Annotated in this window: 18 protein-coding genes and 1 pseudogene; 5 read left to right on the plus strand and 14 right to left on the minus strand. The window is 56.7% G+C overall.

Annotated elements, in window-relative coordinates:
* Positions 1–174 precede the first annotated feature (174 nt).
* Entirely contained in the window at positions 175–1,071 is an 897-nt protein-coding gene (locus ACI48J_RS16835) for an SDR family oxidoreductase (protein WP_326055781.1), read from the plus strand.
* Between the two features lie 74 nt (positions 1,072–1,145).
* On the opposite strand, the gene cysK is transcribed toward ACI48J_RS16835, so the two are convergent.
* The 5 genes from cysK to ACI48J_RS16860 form a co-directional block, all read right to left on the minus strand.
* Entirely contained in the window at positions 1,146–2,081 is a 936-nt protein-coding gene (gene cysK, locus ACI48J_RS16840) for a cysteine synthase A (RefSeq protein ID WP_405079383.1), read from the minus strand.
* Positions 2,082–2,185: 104 nt separating this feature from the next.
* Positions 2,186–2,959 (minus strand): ankyrin repeat domain-containing protein, encoded by a 774-nt coding sequence (locus ACI48J_RS16845; RefSeq protein WP_405079385.1) that lies wholly within the window; start codon positions 2,957–2,959, stop codon positions 2,186–2,188.
* Positions 2,960–3,024: 65 nt separating this feature from the next.
* Positions 3,025–4,332, minus strand: coding sequence for a hypothetical protein (locus ACI48J_RS16850; RefSeq protein ID WP_405079387.1), 1,308 nt, complete (start codon positions 4,330–4,332; stop codon positions 3,025–3,027).
* A 107-nt stretch (positions 4,333–4,439) separates the two neighbouring features.
* Complete coding sequence (locus ACI48J_RS16855) at positions 4,440–5,129, minus strand: response regulator transcription factor (RefSeq protein ID WP_405079389.1); 690 nt, start codon at positions 5,127–5,129, stop codon at positions 4,440–4,442.
* Positions 5,107–6,618 carry a sensor histidine kinase gene (locus tag ACI48J_RS16860; protein ID WP_405079390.1) on the minus strand — a complete coding sequence of 504 codons (1,512 nt, stop codon included), beginning with the start codon at positions 6,616–6,618 and terminating at the stop codon, positions 5,107–5,109. Before ACI48J_RS16860 ends, ACI48J_RS16855 begins: the two co-directional genes overlap by 23 nt.
* Positions 6,619–6,899: 281 nt before the next feature.
* On the opposite strand from ACI48J_RS16860, the gene ACI48J_RS16865 reads away from it, so the two are divergent.
* Complete coding sequence (locus tag ACI48J_RS16865; RefSeq protein WP_405079392.1) at positions 6,900–8,798, plus strand: MHYT domain-containing protein; 1,899 nt, start codon at positions 6,900–6,902, stop codon at positions 8,796–8,798.
* A gap of 74 nt (positions 8,799–8,872) precedes the next feature.
* Here ACI48J_RS16865 and ACI48J_RS16870 read toward each other — a convergent pair whose 3' ends face one another.
* Together ACI48J_RS16870 and ACI48J_RS16875 are read right to left on the minus strand one after the other, a co-directional pair.
* Positions 8,873–9,625, minus strand: coding sequence for a L,D-transpeptidase family protein (locus ACI48J_RS16870; RefSeq protein WP_405079394.1), 753 nt, complete (start codon positions 9,623–9,625; stop codon positions 8,873–8,875).
* A gap of 4 nt (positions 9,626–9,629) precedes the next feature.
* Positions 9,630–10,859, minus strand: a complete 1,230-nt coding sequence (locus ACI48J_RS16875) for a hypothetical protein (protein ID WP_405079395.1) — start codon at positions 10,857–10,859, stop codon at positions 9,630–9,632.
* Between the two features lie 253 nt (positions 10,860–11,112).
* Here ACI48J_RS16875 and ACI48J_RS16880 point away from each other — a divergent pair, with 253 nt between their 5' ends.
* On the plus strand, positions 11,113–11,967 hold the full coding sequence (locus ACI48J_RS16880; protein ID WP_326054316.1) for a manganese catalase family protein: 855 nt from the start codon (positions 11,113–11,115) through the stop codon (positions 11,965–11,967).
* Positions 11,968–12,033: 66 nt separating this feature from the next.
* On the opposite strand, the gene ACI48J_RS16885 is transcribed toward ACI48J_RS16880, so the two are convergent.
* Together ACI48J_RS16885 and ACI48J_RS16890 are read right to left on the minus strand one after the other, a co-directional pair.
* Positions 12,034–12,348 (minus strand): glycoside hydrolase family 95-like protein, encoded by a 315-nt coding sequence (locus tag ACI48J_RS16885; protein ID WP_405079397.1) that lies wholly within the window; start codon positions 12,346–12,348, stop codon positions 12,034–12,036.
* A 44-nt stretch (positions 12,349–12,392) separates the two neighbouring features.
* Positions 12,393–12,814 (minus strand): annotated as a pseudogene (locus ACI48J_RS16890) (alginate lyase); the annotation flags it as partial.
* Positions 12,815–13,393: 579 nt separating this feature from the next.
* Between ACI48J_RS16890 and ACI48J_RS16895 the strand changes: the two are divergent.
* Together ACI48J_RS16895 and map are read left to right on the plus strand one after the other, a co-directional pair.
* A complete protein-coding gene (locus ACI48J_RS16895) occupies positions 13,394–14,197 on the plus strand; it encodes a TetR/AcrR family transcriptional regulator (RefSeq protein WP_405079399.1) in 804 nt (267 codons plus the stop codon).
* Positions 14,198–14,223: 26 nt separating this feature from the next.
* Positions 14,224–14,970: a type I methionyl aminopeptidase gene (gene map, locus ACI48J_RS16900; protein ID WP_405079400.1), complete on the plus strand. Its 747-nt coding sequence runs from the start codon at positions 14,224–14,226 to the stop codon at positions 14,968–14,970.
* A 27-nt stretch (positions 14,971–14,997) separates the two neighbouring features.
* Here the strand turns inward: map and ACI48J_RS16905 are convergent, their stop codons facing one another.
* The 5 genes from ACI48J_RS16905 to ACI48J_RS16925 all read right to left on the minus strand — a co-directional run bounded on the left by ACI48J_RS16905 (position 14,998) and on the right by ACI48J_RS16925 (position 20,048).
* Positions 14,998–15,147 (minus strand): hypothetical protein, encoded by a 150-nt coding sequence (locus ACI48J_RS16905; protein WP_405079401.1) that lies wholly within the window; start codon positions 15,145–15,147, stop codon positions 14,998–15,000.
* Between the two features lie 428 nt (positions 15,148–15,575).
* Positions 15,576–16,028, minus strand: a complete 453-nt coding sequence (locus ACI48J_RS16910; RefSeq protein ID WP_405079402.1) for a hypothetical protein — start codon at positions 16,026–16,028, stop codon at positions 15,576–15,578.
* A 94-nt stretch (positions 16,029–16,122) separates the two neighbouring features.
* The gene (locus ACI48J_RS16915) at positions 16,123–16,740 is read right to left on the minus strand and encodes an NUDIX hydrolase (protein ID WP_405079403.1); all 618 of its coding nucleotides are present in this window, start codon (positions 16,738–16,740) and stop codon (positions 16,123–16,125) included.
* A 128-nt stretch (positions 16,741–16,868) separates the two neighbouring features.
* Entirely contained in the window at positions 16,869–18,122 is a 1,254-nt protein-coding gene (locus ACI48J_RS16920; protein ID WP_405079405.1) for a hypothetical protein, read from the minus strand.
* 270 nt (positions 18,123–18,392) lie between these two features.
* Complete coding sequence (locus ACI48J_RS16925) at positions 18,393–20,048, minus strand: alpha-glucosidase (RefSeq protein WP_405083246.1); 1,656 nt, start codon at positions 20,046–20,048, stop codon at positions 18,393–18,395.
* Positions 20,049–20,096 lie beyond the last annotated feature (48 nt).

Genomic DNA, 20,096 nt, shown 5'->3' on the forward strand with positions numbered 1-20,096 from the left:
GGAGTTCCGAACAGCGCGGGGCTTTTCTTTTAATTAATTTACTATACCAATTATGACAAGGGTTGTCATATATCCCCTCTTATACTGGGTACAGGATGCGGGCGGCTAATCGATCCGCTGCCTGCATAGACACAGCAATGCGCTGGTATTTGAGACACAAAAGGAGAGATCGCGATGAAATCGAAATCACTGGAAGGTACGATCGCCGTAGTGGCAGGAGCGACGCGCGGCGTCGGACGAGGCATTGCAGCCATGCTCGGGGAGGCGGGAGCGACCGTGTACTGCACGGGCCGCAGTGTCCGGGGAAACCTCTCCAACATGGGCCGCAGCGAAACGATTGAGGAAACGGCGGAGCTTGTGACCGCTAAAGGAGGGCGGGGAATCGCCGTCCGCACGGATCACACGGCAGAAGAAGAGGTGAAGGCGCTCTTCGAGCAGGTAAAAATGGAGCAGAACGGCAGGCTTGACCTCCTAGTGAACGATGTGTGGGGCGGAGACCCTTTGACCGAGTGGGGGAAAACGTTCTGGGAGCATTCATTGCGGGACGGACTTCTCATTCAGGAGCGTGCGGTTCATTCGCATATGCTCACCAGCTATTACGGAGCCCCTTTGCTGGCGTCCCGCAAGCAGGGCATGATTCTCGAAATCACCGACGGTTTCGATTACCGCTACCGGGGGAACCTGTATTACAGTCTGGCCAAAATTTCCGCCATTCATCTGGCGGAGGCGATGGCCGCGGATCTGCGGCCGCACGGAGTAACGGCCGCAGCCGTCACACCGGGTTTTCTCCGCTCGGAAGCGATGCTGGATCATTTCGGCGTAAAGGAAGAAAACTGGAGAGACGCCATCGCGCAGGAGCCTCATTACAGCGAGTCCGAAACGCCGTTCTACATCGGACGGGGAATTGCCGCGCTCGCGGCCGATCCGGACAAATTCGCGAAGTCGGGCAAGGTGCTGACGAGCTGGGGTTTGTCCGACGAGTACGGCTTCAGCGATGTCGACGGCAGAAGACCCCATTGGGGCCGGCATGCGGCGGAGCACGGCTTATACGACGAGCGACAGGACGCTTAAGACGCCAAATAAGGCAGCCACGATTCAGGTGGCTGCCTTAAAGTGCTTTATGCGGTTTGAGAGAGGTTCCCGCGCTACTCTTCCTGGAACAAATCGGTAGACAGGTAGCGTTCCCCGGTATCGGGCAGCAGGACGACAATCGTCTTGCCCTTGTTCTCGGGACGCTCCGCCAGCACGGAAGCCGCATGAACGGCCGCTCCGGAAGAAATTCCGACGAGAAGACCTTCGTTTCTCGCAAGCAGACGGGACGCCGCAAGTGCTTCCTCGTTTTTCACGGTCAGAATCTCGTCAACTACGGAGGAATCGAAATTCCCCGGCACGAAGCCCGCGCCGATTCCCTGGATTTTGTGCATGCCTCTTTTCCCTCCGGACAGGACAGGCGAATCCGCCGGCTCCACGGCGACGATGTTCACCGCGGGATTTTTCGCTTTCAGCGCCTGCCCGACCCCGGAAACCGTTCCGCCCGTACCGACTCCGGCGACAAAAATATCGACGGCCCCGTCCGTATCCCGCCAGATTTCTTCGGCGGTCGTCCGGCGGTGTACGTCCGGATTCGCCGGATTCTCGAACTGCTGAGGAACGAAAGCGCCCGGCAGTTCGGCCGCAAGCTCCTCCGCCTTGCGGATCGCGCCCGACATCCCCTCTTCCGCCGGTGTCAGAACAAGCTCCGCGCCAAGCGCCGCAAGCAGTTTCCTGCGCTCGATACTGAAGCTCTCCGGCAGTGTGATGATGAGCTTGTAGCCAAGGGCCGCGGCCGCGAAAGCAAGGCCGACGCCCGTATTGCCGCTCGTCGGCTCGATAATGACGGAATCCGGCCGGAGCAGCCCTTTCTCTTCCGCGTCTTTGATCATCGCGTATCCGATACGGTCCTTTACGCTGCCCGCCGGATTAAAATACTCCAGCTTGGCCAGCAGCCGCGCCTCAACCTGCTGTTTTTTGCCGTAATTCACCAACTCCAGCAGCGGTGTGTTGCCGATCAACTGCGTCAAATTCGTTGCAATGTTTGCCATGTATCTATCCCCCGTTTGAGATGCTTTATCCCTATCATGTTAGTCGGTTATCATTCTACGATACCACCAACGGGGGAAGATGACAAACGGGCGCAGCCCGCCTATTACCGGCCTCCGGCCGCTTCCAGCATCTCGGCGATTGCCGTGAAATTCCGGGAGACGGCGTGCCGGTAAGCCGTAACACCGTCCCCGTCCGGCAGATGGACATCCGCCCCGTGATCCAGCAGCAGACGGATAATCGTCCGGTGAACTTCTCCTCCGTCACCGAGAATGACGGCTTCCAGGAGCGCCGTCCAGCCCAGGCGGTTCACATGATTTACGTCCACTTGGGTCCGGGTGAGCAGCTCCCGCACAATATCCGTATGCCCCCGTTCCGAAGCGGGAATGAGCGCCGTCCCCCCGTACCGGTTGGTGAGGGCGGGATCGGCACCGGCGGATATGGCCAGCCGCAGCAGCTCCATATCCCCTTCGGCGCCGGCATACAAGAACAGGTTATCCGAGCGGTCATTACGAATATTCACATCCGCCCCTGCTTCGAGCAGAACGCGGACGGCTTCCGGGCGCCGGTTGATCGCGGCCGCCATGACCGGAGTATTCCCATGGCTGTCCCGCGCATTCACATCGGCCCCTTCCCCGATCAGCGTCCGGACCTTCTCCGCGTCGCCTTTCGCAGCCGCCTCCAGCAGCTGCGTGTTTTTTTCACCGGGCATTTCCATTTCTCCCATCCCCTCCGTTTCTAGTCCTTGCGATTCTTGATAAACCGGTGTTTGCGCCTTTCCCGGGTCCGGGCTTCCGGCAGTCCGGCATCCGGCCAGCGCCGCGGAGATCAGGACCGGGACGATCAGAACCGGGATGAAGCTATTGACCCGTTTGAGCATCGGCAGCCGCCTCCTTAAACTCTATAGGCAAAAGACCTCCGCAGAGGTCTTTTCGAAGCTTACGTTTAGCTGCTTTTCAAAGCATCGGTATTCAAACTGATCTTGCCCTGCTGGGTTGCCCACGCGCCGGACGCCGTGACAGTGTAAGACTTGCCGGGGCTCAGCTTCGCGCCCGCTGCCAGCTCGAACGTGCCGACCGCTCCTTTGCGGCTCGTCACCTTGTAGACGGCCGTCAGCTTCCTGCCGTCCTCGTCCGTCAGCTCTACGCTGCGGCCGGAGAACAGCTCGTCACGCGGGTCGGCCGCAAGCGTAATGTCGACGGCGGCACCGCTGACGGCTTTGGCGGACGCGATCACGAGCGGCGCCGCGGCGCGGGCGGTGAAAGACGCTTCCGTAACGGTCGCCCAGTCGGCCGTAACGGTGTATTTTACGCCGGGAGTCAGCGTCTGTCCGGCCGGAAGGCGGAACTTCGGCGCCTGTCTGTCGTCCGTGGCCTGCGTATACGGAACATATGCGGCGCGGATCGGCTGTCCGCCCTCCGGCGTGAGGGTAACGGACATATCGCGGAGAGAGGAAATGATGTCGTACGATTTTCCGCCGCTTGCGTTGCGGTCGTTCAGGTACATTTCCAGTCCGCCGCGCGTACCGAAGTACGACTCAACCACATACCCGTAATCGACGACTCCGTCCTTGCGCAGCGATTCCAGCTCGAACGTGTCTGCCGTTACCTGGCGTGCCGCAGCCAGTTTTACCGTATGGGCGGTGCCCGTAAACTTGCCCGCGGCTTTGCCTTTGTACGTCAGGCTGTAAGTTTTGCCCGGCTGCTGAACGGTGACGGGAACGACATACGTGGAGCGGGCCCCGTTCTTAAGCTGCGGAACGTTACGGATCGTCATCCCGTTGTCGAATTGAAAATTCGCTTTCGCTTTGTCCAAATTCACGTCGGCCGCCGTCAAGGGGGAGTCAAACGTGATTTCAAGCGTTGCGGCAGACAGCACCTTGATGTCCGTCACGGCCGCGTGCTCCGAAGGAATATGGGCAATCGCCTGAAATCCGAGACGCGCCGCCTCCCCGCTGCGGACACGCGCATCGGGCTCGTAGTCTGTCAGCCACTGCTGAATGACCAGCGGTTTCTTCTCTGTGAGCTGGGCGATCCGGCTGACGAGCTCCTGCTGGGTCAGCATCAGTCTTCCGCGGTCCGAAACGTGCCCCGCAGCGAAACCGTTACCGTTCATCCCCGGCGCAAGGTTCGTGATCCGCGAATCGACCGGAGACTTGGCGGATTGAGCGGCAGCGGGAGCGGCATTCAAGGGAAGCAGTACCGAAGCGGTTACAGCCGAAACCGTCAGCAGTTGAAGCAAAGTTTTTTTCATAAAAGTTCCTCCTGTAGGATGAGTGATAAGTTCTTGATTTCATCCTACAGAACGAAACTAAACGGCCCGGAAACAAATTCGAAACTTTTTCTAAACAGCTTTTCCCGTCAGCCCGAAAACCGGTACCCGACTCCCCAAATCGTTTCGATATATTCCGGCGCGGAAGGGTCCGCCTCTATTTTCTCGCGGATACGCCGCACATGCACAGTTACCGTCGCGATGTCCCCCATCGAATCCATGCCCCATATTTTTTCGAAAATTTCCTCCTTGCGGAAAACCCGGTTGGGGTGCCGGGCGAGAAACAGCAGGAGATCGAACTCCCTCGCGGGAAGCGGCACTTCCTTCCCCCGGATGTAGACCCGGCGGGATTCCGGTTCAATGGCCAGCTCACGGATGCGGATTTCTCCCGGCGCCGTCTCCTTCAGCCCGACCAGCCGTTCATAACGCGTTAAGTGCGCCTTCACGCGCGCAACCAGCTCGCCCGGACTGAACGGCTTCGTCATGTAATCGTCGGCGCCCATGCCCAGTCCGCGTATTTTATCGAACTCCTCTTTCCGGGCGGATACGATGAGAATGGGAACTTCCATGGCCGTACGGATTTGACGGCATACTTCGAAGCCGTCTTTTCCGGGAAGCATCAGATCCAGGACGATCAGATCGAAGCCTTCCGTAAGCGCCTTGCGCAGCCCGTCGTCCCCCCGGGTTGAAATCTCGACCTGAAATCCGTGCAAATTCAAATAATCCCGGTGCAATTGGGCGATCGTCGCCTCGTCTTCAATGATCAGAATTTTTTTCATCGGTGTGACTTCCTTTCAGCAGCGGGAGCCGGATTACAATGCGCGTTCCTGTCTGCGGATGCCGCGCAGACGCGCCGTCCGAGGCATTCTCCGCGCGGATGCTTCCCCCGTGGTTGTCGACAATCTGTTTGGCGATGGCGAGTCCCAGCCCCTGGCCGCCCGTCTCCCGGTTGCGGGACGTCTCGGCCCGGTAAAACCGGTCAAATACATGAGGCAGTGCCGCAGGATCGATCCCGGGACCGGTGTCGGTTATTTCAAGCACGGCTGCCGCCCCGTCCCGCCGGAGATCGAAAGCGATCGTTTTTGGGGGCCGCTCCATAAACTTGAGGCTGTTTCCGACTACGTTGTTCACGACCCTCTTCATGTGCATGGGGTCTATCCGTACGTGCAAAGGACCCGGAGAATGCCCGCCGGTTTCCAGTCCGACGCCCTCTTTTTCCAGCTCGAAACGCAGTTCATACACCACGTCCGCGACAAAACGCGTCAGATCCACTTCCTGCAGGACAAACGGAACTTTATTGAGATCCAGCCGGGAATATAGAAACAGCTCCTCTATGAGATGATCCATCTCCTCCGCTTTGCTGTAAATGATATCCACGTAACTTTCCAGTTTGTCGGGCGTATCCGCCACCCCGTCCCGGATTCCTTCCACATAGCCGCGTATGGCGGACAAGGGTGTTTTCAAATCGTGCGAGATGTTGGCGATAAGCTCCTTACGGTTGCTTTCGTACTGCTTCTGAAGCTCCTCGGATTCCTGAAGCTTCCCCCTCATTTCCTCGAAAGCTGCTGAAACCTGCCCGATTTCGTCGTCACCCGGTTGAATCCGGAACCGCAAGTCTCCCCGCTGGATACGCGCCGCCGCAGCGCGCAGCAGGTTGAGCGGCCGGATCATCCGCCTGGTGAGGAACAGATAGATGTAGATGTTCGAGCCGACGAGCAGCAGAAACAAAACCGACACGAACAAAGGCAGCAGCTTGCTCATCAGAACGGCGAACGGGCTGACCTCCCGGAACACGAACAGCCTTCCCTGTTCGCCATCCGCAAACCGGAAGTCGTATTTGGCGTAGCCGAAAAAGTTTTTCCCCGTCTGCAAAGTGCTTCTCATGTGCACGTTTTCCGCTTCGTACGGAGGCAGGACGGCTTCGGGTTGGTTTTCCGCCAGAGCCGGTGAAATAAACGCGCTGCCGGACCCTTTGCGGATCAGAAGGGAGGCCTTGGCGACCTTCAGCTGAAAATCGTATTCTTTGTAGATGTCCGGTACAAGCAGTTCCTCCGGCTTCGTTTTGGCAAGATGCTTTAGATCGAGAAAAAGCGTCTCCTGTTCGGGCGTAAGCGGCTTCAACCGGAGATGGACGTTGTAAAAAGAAGATATGCCCCTCACATCGCCCGTTACGGCTGTCGTTACGATAAAAGCGGCCGCCGTGAAAAGCAGCACCGTGGCGACGAGCAGCAATGTGAAAGATGCAAGCAGGCGGGCACGGATGGACATGATTGTTTTTGCCTCCAGATGATTTAAATCGTGAAGATTTCCTACAGTCTACCAAGGAAATTTGCAGGGATCAAAATAAAATTTCTGTTCCAAGAGATCAAGCTCTTCTTGATATAATCAAGTTTCTTTTGATGAAAACGGTTTATTTTCTCGTAAAATTACTAGTTTTATGCTTTTTTATGTAATGATTAGTCGAAAAATAAGCGATTTCAAGTAGACTTCTCCCCCTTTCATCCTTTACTATGGGAGGTACAGGAATATTAGTTATAGGAGACATGCGAATGCAACAAGAAGCTGGGAATTATGATGCGCTGCTGGTCATTCTCTCGATCCTGATGTCCGTGACGACCTCCTGTACCGCGCTGGACATGGCAGACCGTCTGCTGCGCGGCGACCGCTCTTTCCGTAAAATGCTGCTGACCGCTGTCGTTACGGGCTTGGGCGTCTGGTCCATGCACTTCTTGGGCATGCTGGCCTTGAAGCTCCCTTTCGAAGTCCATTATCATCTGCCTCTGCTCGCCGTCTCTTTAATGCTGCCCATTCTCGCGGTTTTCCTGTCGCTGCTAATCCTGGCCCCGGACCGGAAGCTCGGAAAACGATTTTTCACAGCCGGCGGCCTGCTGGCCGGGCTCGCCTTCGTTTCCATGCACTTCTCCGGCATTCTCGCCATGAAAATACCGGCCGTGTATCACCAGGCGCCGGGCAGTCTGATCGTTTCGATCACGCTGGCTCTGCTTGCCTCGTATCTTATGCTCGCACTGGCGATCTATGCGCGCGAGCAGCCTGCTTACAACCTGCTTTCGCCCTGGAAAACCGGGGGAGGCCTGCTGGTCGGTGGCCTCATCGCCGGCATGCATTACACGGCGATGGTAGGGGCTTCTTTTACCCCGTCCGACCGCGAGCTTTCTCTTACAAGCAGCTCGATTATAGGCAATACGCTGCTGACGGTTCTTGTCGGTTGCACGGTCTTCTGCGTGCTTTTCTGGGTTGTGCTCATCCTGTATCGCGACCGGCAGAACGTGCTTACCGCCTCGCGGTTCAACGAGCAGAGATATACCGCTCTGTTCGAGCATAGTCCTGATCTTGTCGTCTGCATGGATCCCGACAAAAAGATGATCGTCAGCGCGAATCCGTCCGTGTTTGCCAACACGGGCTACACGCAAGCGGAGCTTATGGTCATCTCCCTGCACGATCTTCTTTACACTCGTGACGAGAAATCGAAAGTCATGACCGCCCTCGCGGAGGCGGCTCAAGGAAAGCCTTCGAAAATCGAATTGTCCATCCGCACGAAGCAGGGAGCGCGAAAATATCACCGCACCTCGGTTTTTCCTCTCGAATACAACCGGCAGCTTCTCGTCTATTTCGTATCCAAAGATATAACCGACAGGATCGTGGTCGAGCAAGAACTGAGGAAAGCCAAAGATTTGGCTGAAAGCGCTGTCAAAATGAAAAGCGAGTTCCTCGACACGATGAGCCACGAGATCCGGACGCCGCTGACCGGCATTATCGGGATAAACCAGCTGCTGTCGGAGTCCGCGGAGTCCCCGGACGACCGGGAGCTGCTGGCGCTTCAGGCCAAAAGCTCGCAAGCGCTCCTGAGGGTCATCAACGACATTCTGGAGCTGTCCAAAATGGAAGCCGGAGGCATTTCGCTTCATCAGGAGCCGTTTCAGCTGCGTGAGCTTATCCAAGAATGCCTCGATTTCTTTGCGATTATTATCCGGAACAAGGAGCTCGTCATGGACACGTCCATAGACCCCGGCGTACCGGAAACTCTCGTCGGCGATTACGGCCGTATCCGCCAGATTCTCGTAAACTTGATCGGCAACGCCGTTAAATTTACGGATCAGGGCCTTATCTCTCTCGAAGTCCGGCTCTCGGAACGCGGCGATGAAGGCTGCCTCCTCGAATTCGCCGTCAGCGATACCGGTATCGGTATCGACTGCAACAAGCTGGACCGGCTTTTTCAGCCTTTCACCCAGCTGGACGGGGCATCGAACCGTAAATATGAAGGGACGGGCCTGGGGCTCGCCATCTGCCGCAAGCTCGTTACGCTCATGCAGGGCCGGATTTGGGCCGTTCCCGGCCGGAGTGTGGGGACGGAATTCCGGTTTACGATCCGGCTGCGTGAGCTCCGCCATTTTATGGACGACGAAGGAGACGGCCAGGAAGCCGGGTAAACTCTGTCGGGGATGCCCGCCCGCCTAAAAAAGGAAATACCTCCAATCCCGACGGGTTGGAGGTATTTCCTTTTTTATTCCATCAGACCGAGCTTCTCATAGACGCCCGCGGACACGACGCCATCCGCTCTCAGCCCGTGGTCCCGCTGGAACCTCCGCACCGCTTCGGCCGTCGAGGCAAGAAACTTCCCGTTGCAGACTCCGCTGTAATAGCCGGCGCTCTTCAGCCGGTTCTGGATAAGCTGGACATCCGCTCCTATCGCCCCTTGGGCAAGCTTCCTCGGCTCATGGCCGGGATCGCCCAGAACGTGCCCCGCGATGGTCACCTTCGTCCCCACCGGAATCAGGTCGTAAAGCTCCTCCACGTCCCGGTTTCTCATCCGGATGCAGCCGTGGCTTAAATGCCTGCCGATGGAATACGGCTTGTTCGTTCCATGGATGCCGTACGCTCCCCACGGAACATTCAGGCCCAGCCATCGCGGTCCGAAAGAGGGCCCCCAGTTTTTCCCTTTATAAATCACCTGATATTCGCCTACCGGCGTAGGCGTTGACAAGTTTCCGACCGCAACCGGGTATGTCTTGAAATGTTTCTTGTCTTTGAATACGACAAGCTTGTGACGAAGAGGGTACACCTCGATCGAATAAGGTCCCTGGTCCGCAACGATAGGAATAGCGGGTTCCGCTTCGCCTCCCGGAACCGGGTCGCCTGCTGCCGCGGCATTTCCCGGCAGCAGAACATTCAGCAGACATACAGCGGTCAGCGCGATTCCCTTTAACTTCAAAAACGTTTGTCCTTTGTTCATGTTGATCCCCGCGCCCGCATTCATTTTTTTACCGGCTTTTCCTTCCGTCTTCGGTACGCTTCCCCGGACGGCCGGGCTCCGGATATTCGAACTGTGTCAGTTCCCATGGATCGTACAGAGAAGCTCGGGTGAAAGCGAAGCGGCAAATCGCTTTGCGCGGACGTTTCCCCGCTTCTTCGAAAGCAAGTTCAACCGGAAGTTCCAAAACATACTCCTGTTCCGCTTTACGCGCTTCTTCCGGCTTCCATTCCGTCAATCTGCGCACGGATACGAAAGACCGGCTGTCTTTCTTCAGCTCTTCCAGCCGGCCCCGGTTATGCGGGCGGCCGAGAAGATCCAGCATCGCGTCATCGTGCTGGTCCAAAGCCGTGACTACCAGATCGGCCAGCTCCTGAGGCGAAGCCTTCCCGACAAAATCGCTCGCATTACCTGCGGCTCTGTAAGCCATAAACTGGTGAGCGGTATCTTTGGACCGGGATTTATGGGTCGTGCTGCCCGCAAAATGGATGCAGGAATGCCCGCTGAACCCGTTCTCCGGGATGCCGTCTCCCCCATGCGGCATTCCGTTCATGGAAGCGGCATAGCTGTGCCCGTCGTAACGGACGAGAACGGCCCTGCGGTTCCAGCTCCATTTGCCCCCGTAGATGGACTTCATGACCGCCGTATCCTTCTTCGTAAGCGGTTGAACGTCCGCATGCTGGCGCCCCGCTCTTCGCTGAACCCGGAACGAACGTCCGGTTTCCAGATCGAGCACCTCGAATTTGGCCTGACGGGGGACCGCTTTCTGCGCGTCGTTCCAGGAAATGAGCTCTCCGTAATGCTTGCGGCGGAGAACCTTGATTTGCTTCACAAGTTCCCTTCTAAGCGCCTCGCCCGGCCGGATCACTTCGTGCCCCGGTGAATCGTAGAGCTCTCCCATGGCGCTGACCGGGTAGATGCGTTCTCCGCCGCCTTCCCTCACTTTCATAAACGTATCCGTATACGGGAAGGATTCCGCCTTTCTGCGTACGCTTTGGCCGAAAAGTTTACGAACGCTCAACGAAACCCCGGTTTCGCTGCGGTAAACCGCATCAGGCGCCGTCTGAACGGAAAGCACAACGCTCCCGTGGTCTCCGGCCTCTACAGCTTGCCGCATGTATGCCGATTCAGGAAGAAGCAAGATCCCCCCGGCGGCCAGAAGCAAGAAAAAGCTCCGTATCCTGCCCATTTCGTTCTTCACCTCGTTTAGCTTCTTCCGTTTTACCTCTCCGCTGAGCATGGCTTTCCTTCCCGGATAGTTTTCTCCAAAGCTCCGAAATCATGTGAAGCGATGTTCAAATTGTTTGGTCCGTCTGCCGGAACTGCCGGAACCTCAGGATTGTGCCGGATTTGAAAACGACGGAAATTTATATTCTGTGAAAATCCCTTTTTTTTGTTTTACCTCGGACCAATCGGGTAATTAAAAGTCGGAAGCGAGTAAAGTATTATTTTATTTTCTTCTGGCATCTGAAATCGAAGGAGGAAGTTAACTTATGTTCCGTCATCAGAAAGAATTGCAATTCGAGGTAAAAGTAGACCGGCCGGACCCTATGCTGGCCCGTCAAGTGCAGGAAGTATTGGGTGGACAATTCGGTGAAATGACTGTCATGATGCAATATCTCTTCCAAGGTTTTAACTGCCGTGGAGAAGAAAAATATAAAGATATGCTGATGGATATCGGTACGGAGGAGATCGGACACGTCGAAATGCTGTGTTCCCTGATCAGCCAGCTCCTGGACGGCGCTTCTCCGGAAGACCAGGCCGAGGCCGCGAAGGACCCGGCGACGGCGGCCATCATGGGCGGCATTAACCCTCAGCATCTGCTCGTCAGCGGTTTGGGCGGCTTGCCGACTAACTCGCTCGGCGTGCCGTGGAACGGCGGGTATATCGTAGCGAGCGGCAATCTGCTTGCGGACATGCGCTCCAACCTGCATGCGGAAAGCCAGGGCCGCCTCCAGGTGGCACGTTTGTACCACATGACCAAAGACGAAGGCGTACGTGCGACTTTCCGTAAAATGCTTGCCCGGGACCGTTACCATCAATATCAGTGGATGGCCGCGATCAAGGAGCTGGAAGAGAAAAACGGTGTCGTGGTACCGGCTTCCTTCCCGCCGGAAGCGGAGCTCGAATCCCAGCCGGAAGCGTACGAATTCTGGAATTTGTCGGAAGGCACACAGTCCGGAGAAGGGCTTTGGGCAACAGGTTCCGCACCCGACGGAACGGGCGACTTCGTCTATGTGGCGGAGCCGGTTGCGAAAGGACAAGTTCCCGCACCGAAGGTTCCCGCTTCCGAGCTGCATCACGACCTGGACGATTGGGAAAGCTTGAAACAAGCGGTTAAAAAATAAGGAAAAGGCTCTTCTCCTTGGGAGAAGAGCCTTTTATCGTCTATTTCGCGGCTGCATCTCCCGCGTTTAAAGCCGGATCTCCACTACCGCATGAGCTTCGTGTTCGATGCCCGTCACATAGAGTCCGCAAGGCTCGGAAAAACCGCTTTTTCCGGCGGCTTTCTTGCCGTCCAGGCAAGCGGTAAACGGCAGCTTGTACCCGATGCGCAAGGCTCCGGCGGCCGAGGCGGCAACACGTCCCGCGGTCAACAGGCCCCGTTCCCATTCCAAATCCGCCTCATACCCTCCTCGGGCGCGGAGCCCTTTGACGCGGCCGCTCGGCCAGGCCGACGGCAGAGCGGGCAGCAGATCCAGCATCCCTTCCTGAGACTGGAGCAGCATTTCGGCTGCCGCGGACGTTCAGGTCCGTCGCCAGATCCAGCTCCCGGCTTGAGCACGGACGACAACGACCGGACCGCATGGCTGTCGTAGGGCACCTGGTGAATCTTGGAGCGCCGGATCGCGTGCACCGCCACCTGACGGGTCCGTGCGGCCAGGCTCCGCTTCACCCGCTCTCTCTCTTCGGCATCCAACTCGCCGTGCAGCCAGTCGTAGCCCCAGGCGAGCGCTCCCGCCATACGGAAAGCGGCTTCGTCGTTGTAGTCGCGGCCCGAAGGCCCCTCAGGGTCCCAAGAAGCCGCGGCGGGAAATCGTTCCGTTCGGATATTTCCAGCACATAACAATCTTTCTCGAGCCTGGCGGGAATCCATGTGAACCGGGGCGGATTCTCGATCACCTTCGTCTGCGCGTCAGGCCCGTACTGAACCGTCAGCACGCCGCTGCGGGGTTGGTACAAAGATTTGCTCATGTCATCGTTCCCTCCGGTGTTCAGCCATTATGATTCAGTTTAAAATCTTACCTGCTTCCATCGCCCTCTGTATCCAGTATAAAAGTGTTTGCCCCCGGCCTGAATAGAGTCAATTAAGATCGAGTTGTGCTTTTTTACGATTGCGGGTACCCGGGGATTAACGGGAATTCCGGCTCAAAACCGAAATCGGTGCTTGAATAGAGAGTAGAATGCGCCTGTGTAAAAGCGGGCGAAAAATCTAATCGTTATGAGCAGCGCTGTTTAGGCAGAGAGTTTACGGCATGTAACGGTTGCCAGCGGGCCAATCTCCCGTTTTTCGTAGGCACAAGGGCTGTTTCGTCCAAATAATCGCGCATACAACCGTTAGCAAAGAAACCTCCGTTTTGGGGCCGCTTAAGCGCTATGACAACCGTTAGCGTAGCAATATTCCAAACAGGTCGCTCGTTCGAGACTAACACGTCGGTCAAGCACCGATTTCTAGGCTGAGCCGGAAATCCTCCAGCTATCTCTTGTTATTCGCAAGCCGATGTTTTATATTGACATAAGAGTAGGTCAAAAATAAAGAGGTGAACGAACGAGATGACTCCACGCACGAAGGAACAAAACGAAGAGATCCGACTGCGGCGTCTGGCGCAAATCCGGGAAGCCGCTGCCGATGTGTTTCTGAATAAAGGGCCTTTACTGGAAATCCGCGATGTGGCCGCGCAGGCGGGACTCGGCTATGGCACGGTATACCACTATTACAGCAATAAGGGCGATTTGCTCCACGATCTGCTATGGGACGCGCTGGAGCGGGCCGGGGAATGGCTGGAGGCCCCGCAAGAAACCCTGCTGAAGGTTCCAACGGAGGGCCCGCCGGGGGGCCCGCTGGAGGCTCAACTGAAGGCCCAGCTAGAGGTTCCGCGCCCTTCGGCTTCGGGGAAGGTCCCGGCGGACGGGCGTTTCGGCTTGGCTGCCGCGGCGGACACCGGGAACTCGGCTGCCGCGGATTTCCGAAGCGGAAGCGGCGAAACGGCCGCTTCCGCAGAGCTGGGCCCCGCCGCCGCCGGCGTCCGGCTGCTGCAGCTTTGGGCGGAGGACCACGCCCTGTACCTGCTGTATAAGCAGGCCGGTGAAGGCTTTGCTTCGCTGCCTGAAGCGCGCTCGGCCCCGCTCTCGGCCGCCTTTCGCCGGGAGGTGCTCGCGCCGCTGGCCGCGCTGCTGGAAACCGGACTTGCGGCGGACGGGGCAGCCGCTTCCGGCTGCAACGCGGCGGAGCCGCTGGATCGGCTGCAGCGCGCGGAAATGCTGCTGGCCGCCTTGGTCGGCTGCGCCTCGCTTTCGCTTCGCCGCGGAAAGCTGCACGAGGAGGCCAGGGATATCGCCCGTTTTTTAAAATTATAGAATGAATAAGGAGCGACTCAACAAAGATGATTATTTTAAAATCACCTAGGGAAATCGAAGAGATGAAGCCGGCGAGCCAAATTATTGCGGACTGCTACCGCAATGTGTCCAAACTGATCGAGCCTGGGATCACCACCCGGGAAATCAATGACTTTGTTGCCAAACACATCACCAAGCTGGGCGGCAAGCAGTTTACGAAAGGGTACAACGGTTTCCCCGCAGAAACCTGCACTTCGGTCAACGATGTGGTCGCCCACGGCATTCCTTCGAACCGGGCGCTTATGGACGGCGACTTGCTGAAGCTCGACATCGTCGTGGAATACGGCGGATGGTTCGGCGATGCGTGCTGGTGCTATGCGGTGGGCAATATCCGGCCGGAGGCGCAAAAGTTAATGAAGGTAGCTAAGGAATGCTTGGATCTGGGAATCGCTCGGGCTCTCCCCGGGGGCCGGCTCGGCGACATCACGTCCGCGATTCAACAGCATGCGGAGGCAAACGGGTATTCGCTCGTACGCGATCTGCTCGCGCACGGGATCGGGCGGAGCCTGCACGAGGAGCCGAACTACGAGCATATCGGCGTAGCCGGCAAAGGCATTCGGTTAAAGGAAGGCATGGTCTTTACAATTGAACCGATGGTCAACCAAGGTACGTACCGTATCACGATCGACGACGATCAGTGGACGGCGAGAACGGCCGACGGCAAGTTGTCGGCGCAATATGAGCATACGATCGCAATCACGTCGGACGGACCGCTGGTTTTAACGGCCCAGTAAGAATAGAGGCGGACGGACGGGAATGCGTCATTTTAGGAAATAAGCCGCCAAACCGGCCTGCTTGGCCTGACGAAAAGGAACAGGATTGGCGTTGACTTCTTGAAGAAACCATTCAATACGTTGTTTCCATTCTTCCTTGGACTTCACTCGCAGGTGACGAAGCACTTGTTTCGTCATCTTCGGACTTTTGCCCGTTTTACATTAAAAGACCCCTCGCGGGAGGGGTCTTTGGCCTATCAAAATCATGCCGTATTATGGAAACTGCAACTTTTGTGGGTTAAAACGGGAACGCATTGGAATTTCCTCCCACAAGGTATTCTTTTGGTATGGTACTGAAGATATTAGCAAGGTGAGGAGCGGCGTTTTACAAAAACCTTGCCGTTACAGTTAGCTCTGTGATCCTTACCATACATAGTCGGCAGGCGGCTTGTAGGACGATATCCTGGCAGCCGATCTCCATTACGCGACCGGGCATGGCCCGGAAGCGGCCGTATGGTTTACGGCTGCTTTTCCATGTATAAAAACATCTCCTGTCCGTCATAAACGGCATTATTCCGGAATAGACATCTGCGCTCTCTTGCATAATCCGGAAAACTCTTCCCCGTCTAATGCTCCCTGTTCTTGTCAATATCCAGAATGGGCAGCTTGTCGTTCTGCCCGTCCCCGCACTTGCTTAACTGGAGCACATACCGCTCGGAAGTTTCGATTTTTTCGACGGAGGCGCACGTATACGTTTGCTTTTGTTTCGACGAACTGTATACATCCCTGGTGTTGTCTACCGTCCACACAATCTCCGTTCCGTCCGTATGCACATCGTGTATCCACGGGCCGCTGTCAATTGTAGGTGAAATCACCATAAGACGATCTCCTTGTGCCCGGTTAAACCGGTCTACGAGCCCATCCAGCCGTTTCAAATCCCGCTGATCCAGGTTCACAAGAATGTCCGGGTTCGCTTGAACCGCCGCAGGTTGAAACCATTTCGTCTTGACCGCGACAAAAGGCATAAATCCGGCAAAAAATGCCGCCCCCATTAAAACAATCGCTAGCTTTTTGTTCATAGGATTGAACCCCCCGCTTCCCTAACCCGTCAAATCCGATCCCACCTTGATGCGCTCCGCCGGTTTGACCCTTCATTATGTTCCCGCAGGGACCTTAATCCAGCAAAACCGGTCTGCCGGGATTCTCGACCATTTCGAACATGGTAAGCAGCTGAGCCTCCGTGTTTCTCTCCGCCGACAGCTCGGGCAGCTCCTCTTTTCCGAAAAAAGCCGCCTCGCTCGTTTCGAGCCCCCCTTGAATCTGGCCCCCGGTAATGGTGCAGAGCACAAAAAATTTGTACACATGATACGGGGATTCCGGATGATCGTGGAATTTTTTATCGAATACGGCCAGCAGCCTGTCCGCTTTCACTTCCAGCCCGGCCTCCTCTTTCACTTCCTTCACGGCCACCTCCGAAGGCGACAGTCCGATATCCGCCCAGCCCCCCGGCAGCGCCCAAGACCCGTCCAGCTTTTCCCGCACAAGTACGAGCTTACCCTCCCGGAAAACGACTGCGCGGATGTCCACTTTCGGAGTGGCGTACCCTTTTTCGTTCGCGAAAAGGTCCCGGATTTTCTCCTGATGAAGGTCCGTATACTCGCTCATGATCTCCAGGCTCAAATCCCGGAGCATCTCATACCGTTCCAGATCGTACACGTCCTTGCTGTAGGCAAGCCCGATTTGCGAGATGGCCTGTATCTGCTTGGCCCATTCCAGCCATTTGACGCTCATGCTGACGTCCCTCCTTGTTTCGTTGATCTCGCAAAAAAAGACGAGCACCGGGTTATCAGGTGTCGTCTCGCAAGTAAGTCCATTTTAGCATGCCGGTTCTATAAATAAAAATGAACGTTGGGTCCGCTTTACCCGGTTACCGCTGAATTTATTTCCGGCTCTGCCGGCTGTTTGGCGGGTTCTTCGGCATCATTCTCCGGAATCCACCAATCGTCCCAGGTACCGTGAACATGATACCAGGCGATCCCTTCGGGAGAGAGCCACTTTTCGAAAGCTTTGACGGTCTGCGGGGCAAAAAAGCCCTTCATATTGTGGATACGGCTCCAATCCGGGTACTTGTACGTTGCCGAACGCGTGGTCAGCGGAATTTCTTCGTCCGTCGGAATAATGCCGGCAGGCCGCACTTTGAGCGCCAGACCTGGATTGACCCACAACGCTCCGGACTCCGTCCGGATGTGCACCCACTCCAGCTCTCCGTCCTTCCACGTTTCGAATGAGTCATAGCTGCCCGGCGCGACTTCCACGTAATTTTCATCTTCGTAATAAGTCGGCTTCGCGAACCCTTTGCCTCCGGTCGGAAGTTCCGCCTTGCCCGTCGTTTCCCGAACACCCGCCAGCTCGCCCTCGGGTAAAATCCAGCGGTCCCCTTCCGGGAGAGAAACTTTATACCAAGTCGGGCTGCCGTCGCCGAGCGTAGGCGGAAGCTCCCATACGGCCGTCACCGGGTACCTCCCGGGTTTCAGCGTTCCCGTTTTGACTAGCCCCGTGTAAGGCAGCTTGAAGCTGTCCGTATCTCGGAAGAGGTCGACGGTCGTGGAGACCGCTTTTTCCTGAACGGCTTCCTTATAAAAGCTGTCGTAGATCCACTTGTCTCCCAGCCATGTCTGGATGCGGTAAAATTTCACGGTCCGGGGAGGTCCGAAGTCCGCTCCATCCCATTCGATCGTTCCCGTAACATTTACCTGCTGCGGGGAAATGACCGTTCCGCTGGCCGCTTCGTGAAAAGGCTCGTCGTACAGCTCCTGCTTGTCTACCAGAGTGATCGTCGCGGTTTCGGCCTTGTACTTGCCGGGAATGAGCGTTTGCGGATCGGCTTTGATCCATTTCTCCCCCTGCCACGTTTCTATGAGATATCCTTTCTCTTCCGTGTTATCCGCCATGCTCCACTGGCTGTCTCTCTTCGTAATATGGACGGTCTGAAGAGGAGCCAGGCTGCCCGCAGGCTTGGTGAACGCTTCGTCTTCGTACATGGTCGTCTCCCGGATCAGCGTCACGTCCCACGGAACGTTTATTACCATAGCTTTCGCCCGGACTGGAGCCAGAATGGAGGCGGAGCTTGCGAGCAGCAGGAAAGCCGCACCAGACATCAACCACTTTTTCAACGGGTTTTCCTCCTCCTTCAACGGATATTTATCCCGAACGTTTTTAAGAATTTTGAAAATGGCCGGATGCCCCGTGCGCCGCAGCCCGTTCGTTCTTCCCGCACGGAGCGGCTTGAGGCAGCCTTAACCGGCGCTCTTGCGCTCTACGGAACTCGCGACGCATGCGAATCCGCTCCGCCTTTTTCTGTAAAAAAGCACCTGAAACCGCCGGGGCCTCAGATGCTTTCAACAGGATGCGGGAACGGTTTTCGTATCCGGGCAGGGGACCGTTTAAACGGCCTTCAGCAGATAGACCCTGGCTTCAAAAGGACGAAGCTGGAGTTCCGCATCCAGACCGCTCGTCTCGCTTCCTTCCCCAACGGGGTAGTTGGCGATAAGCAGCTCACCGCCGCCTCCGGCCAGAAGCGGGTACGGGCTCGCGAAGGAAGCCGTTTCTCCGGTAAAGTTGAGCATAACGAACAGCCTGTCGTTTCCGAGCGTACGGGTATACGCGTAAATGCGCTCGTCTTCCTCGGCCACGATCTCATAGCTGCCGTACACGATCACCGGATGAATTTTGCGGAGCGCGATCAGCTTCCGGTAATAATGAAAAATAGAGTTCGTGTCGGCGAAGGCCGCTTCCGCGTTAATCTCCGTATAGTTCGGATTAACGTGCAGCCACGGCGTTCCGGTCGTAAAGCCTGCGTTCTCCTCCGGACTCCACTGCATCGGGGTCCGGGCGTTATCCCGCCCCTTGATGCGGATCGCGTTCATGACCTCGTCGTGATTGCCGCCGCCTTCGGTGACGCGCTCCCGGTACATGTTCAGCGTCTCGACGTCCCGGCAATCCTCAATCCCTTTGAAAGGTACGTTCGTCATGCCGAGCTCCTCGCCCTGGTAAATGTAGGGGGTTCCCTCCAGCGTATGAAGGAAAGTCGCCAGCATTTTGGCCGACTCCACGCGGTATTCGCGGTCATTACCGAACCGGGACACCATTCTCGGCTGATCATGGTTGTTCAGGTACAAGCTGTTCCACGCGCGTCCGTGCAGGCCCGTCTGCCAGCGGCCGATCGTCGCTTTCAGATCCTTTAGCTTCCAGGGGCACGGGTCCCATTTGCCGCCCCAGCCGCTGTCCAGCTCCATATGCTCGAACTGGAACACCATGTTCAGCTCGGTGCCGTCCGCATTCGCATAACGGACCGCGTCGTCGGGGGTTACACCGGGTGTTTCGCCGACCGTCATGATGTCGTAACGGGAAAGCACCTTTTCGTTCATTTCCCGCAAAAACTCATGCACCCTCGGGCCGTTCATAAAATAGTCTCCGCCCCATGCATACCGGTCTCCTCCCGCGCTTGGAAGTCCCTCCGTCTTGGAGATCATGTTGATGACGTCCATGCGGAACCCGTCGATTCCCTTGTCCAGCCACCACGTCATCATGTCGTAGATTTCCTCGCGCACCTTGGGGTTCTCCCAGTTTAAATCCGGCTGCTTGCGGCTGAACAAATGAAGGTAGTACTCCCCGGTTTGCTCGTCATACTCCCACGCCGGACCGCTGAAGATGCTCGTCCAGTTGTTCGGCTCCTGTCCGTCGCGGCCGGGCCTCCAAATGTAGTAATCCCGGTAGGGATTCTCTTTGGAGGAACGGGATTCCAGGAACCAGGCATGCTCGTCCGACGAATGGTTTACGACGAGATCCATAATAAGCTTCATGCCCCGGCTGTGCACTTCCGCGAGCAGCTTCTCCCAATCCGCCATCGTTCCGAAATCGTCCATAATCCCGCGGTAATCGCTGATATCGTAACCGTTGTCGTCATTGGGCGATTGATAAACCGGAGACAGCCAGATCACGTCGACGCCGAGCTCCTTCAAGTAATCCAGCTTCGAATTGATGCCCGGAATATCCCCGATTCCGTCTCCGTTGCTGTCTTTAAAACTGCGCGGATAAATCTGGTAGACGACGCTCTCTTTCCACCAGGCTTTGCCTCCGGGGGCCCC

This window comes from Paenibacillus chitinolyticus (assembly GCF_045038035.1).
GTDB classification, from domain to species: Bacteria; Bacillota; Bacilli; order Paenibacillales; family NBRC-103111; genus Paenibacillus_F; species Paenibacillus_F chitinolyticus_A.

Coding starts and splice junctions, on each gene's coding strand:
- ACI48J_RS16835 (WP_326055781.1), top strand. CDS start 175: ATGAAATCGAAATCACTGGAAGGTACGATCGCCGTAGTGGCAGGAGCG.
- cysK (WP_405079383.1), bottom strand. CDS start 2,081: ATGGCAAACATTGCAACGAATTTGACGCAGTTGATCGGCAACACACCG.
- ACI48J_RS16845 (WP_405079385.1), bottom strand. CDS start 2,959: ATGCTCAAACGGGTCAATAGCTTCATCCCGGTTCTGATCGTCCCGGTC.
- ACI48J_RS16850 (WP_405079387.1), bottom strand. CDS start 4,332: ATGAAAAAAACTTTGCTTCAACTGCTGACGGTTTCGGCTGTAACCGCT.
- ACI48J_RS16855 (WP_405079389.1), bottom strand. CDS start 5,129: ATGAAAAAAATTCTGATCATTGAAGACGAGGCGACGATCGCCCAATTG.
- ACI48J_RS16860 (WP_405079390.1), bottom strand. CDS start 6,618: ATGTCCATCCGTGCCCGCCTGCTTGCATCTTTCACATTGCTGCTCGTC.
- ACI48J_RS16865 (WP_405079392.1), top strand. CDS start 6,900: ATGCAACAAGAAGCTGGGAATTATGATGCGCTGCTGGTCATTCTCTCG.
- ACI48J_RS16870 (WP_405079394.1), bottom strand. CDS start 9,625: ATGAATGCGGGCGCGGGGATCAACATGAACAAAGGACAAACGTTTTTG.
- ACI48J_RS16875 (WP_405079395.1), bottom strand. CDS start 10,859: ATGCTCAGCGGAGAGGTAAAACGGAAGAAGCTAAACGAGGTGAAGAAC.
- ACI48J_RS16880 (WP_326054316.1), top strand. CDS start 11,113: ATGTTCCGTCATCAGAAAGAATTGCAATTCGAGGTAAAAGTAGACCGG.
- ACI48J_RS16885 (WP_405079397.1), bottom strand. CDS start 12,348: ATGCTGCTCCAGTCTCAGGAAGGGATGCTGGATCTGCTGCCCGCTCTG.
- ACI48J_RS16895 (WP_405079399.1), top strand. CDS start 13,394: ATGACTCCACGCACGAAGGAACAAAACGAAGAGATCCGACTGCGGCGT.
- map (WP_405079400.1), top strand. CDS start 14,224: ATGATTATTTTAAAATCACCTAGGGAAATCGAAGAGATGAAGCCGGCG.
- ACI48J_RS16905 (WP_405079401.1), bottom strand. CDS start 15,147: ATGACGAAACAAGTGCTTCGTCACCTGCGAGTGAAGTCCAAGGAAGAA.
- ACI48J_RS16910 (WP_405079402.1), bottom strand. CDS start 16,028: ATGAACAAAAAGCTAGCGATTGTTTTAATGGGGGCGGCATTTTTTGCC.
- ACI48J_RS16915 (WP_405079403.1), bottom strand. CDS start 16,740: ATGAGCGTCAAATGGCTGGAATGGGCCAAGCAGATACAGGCCATCTCG.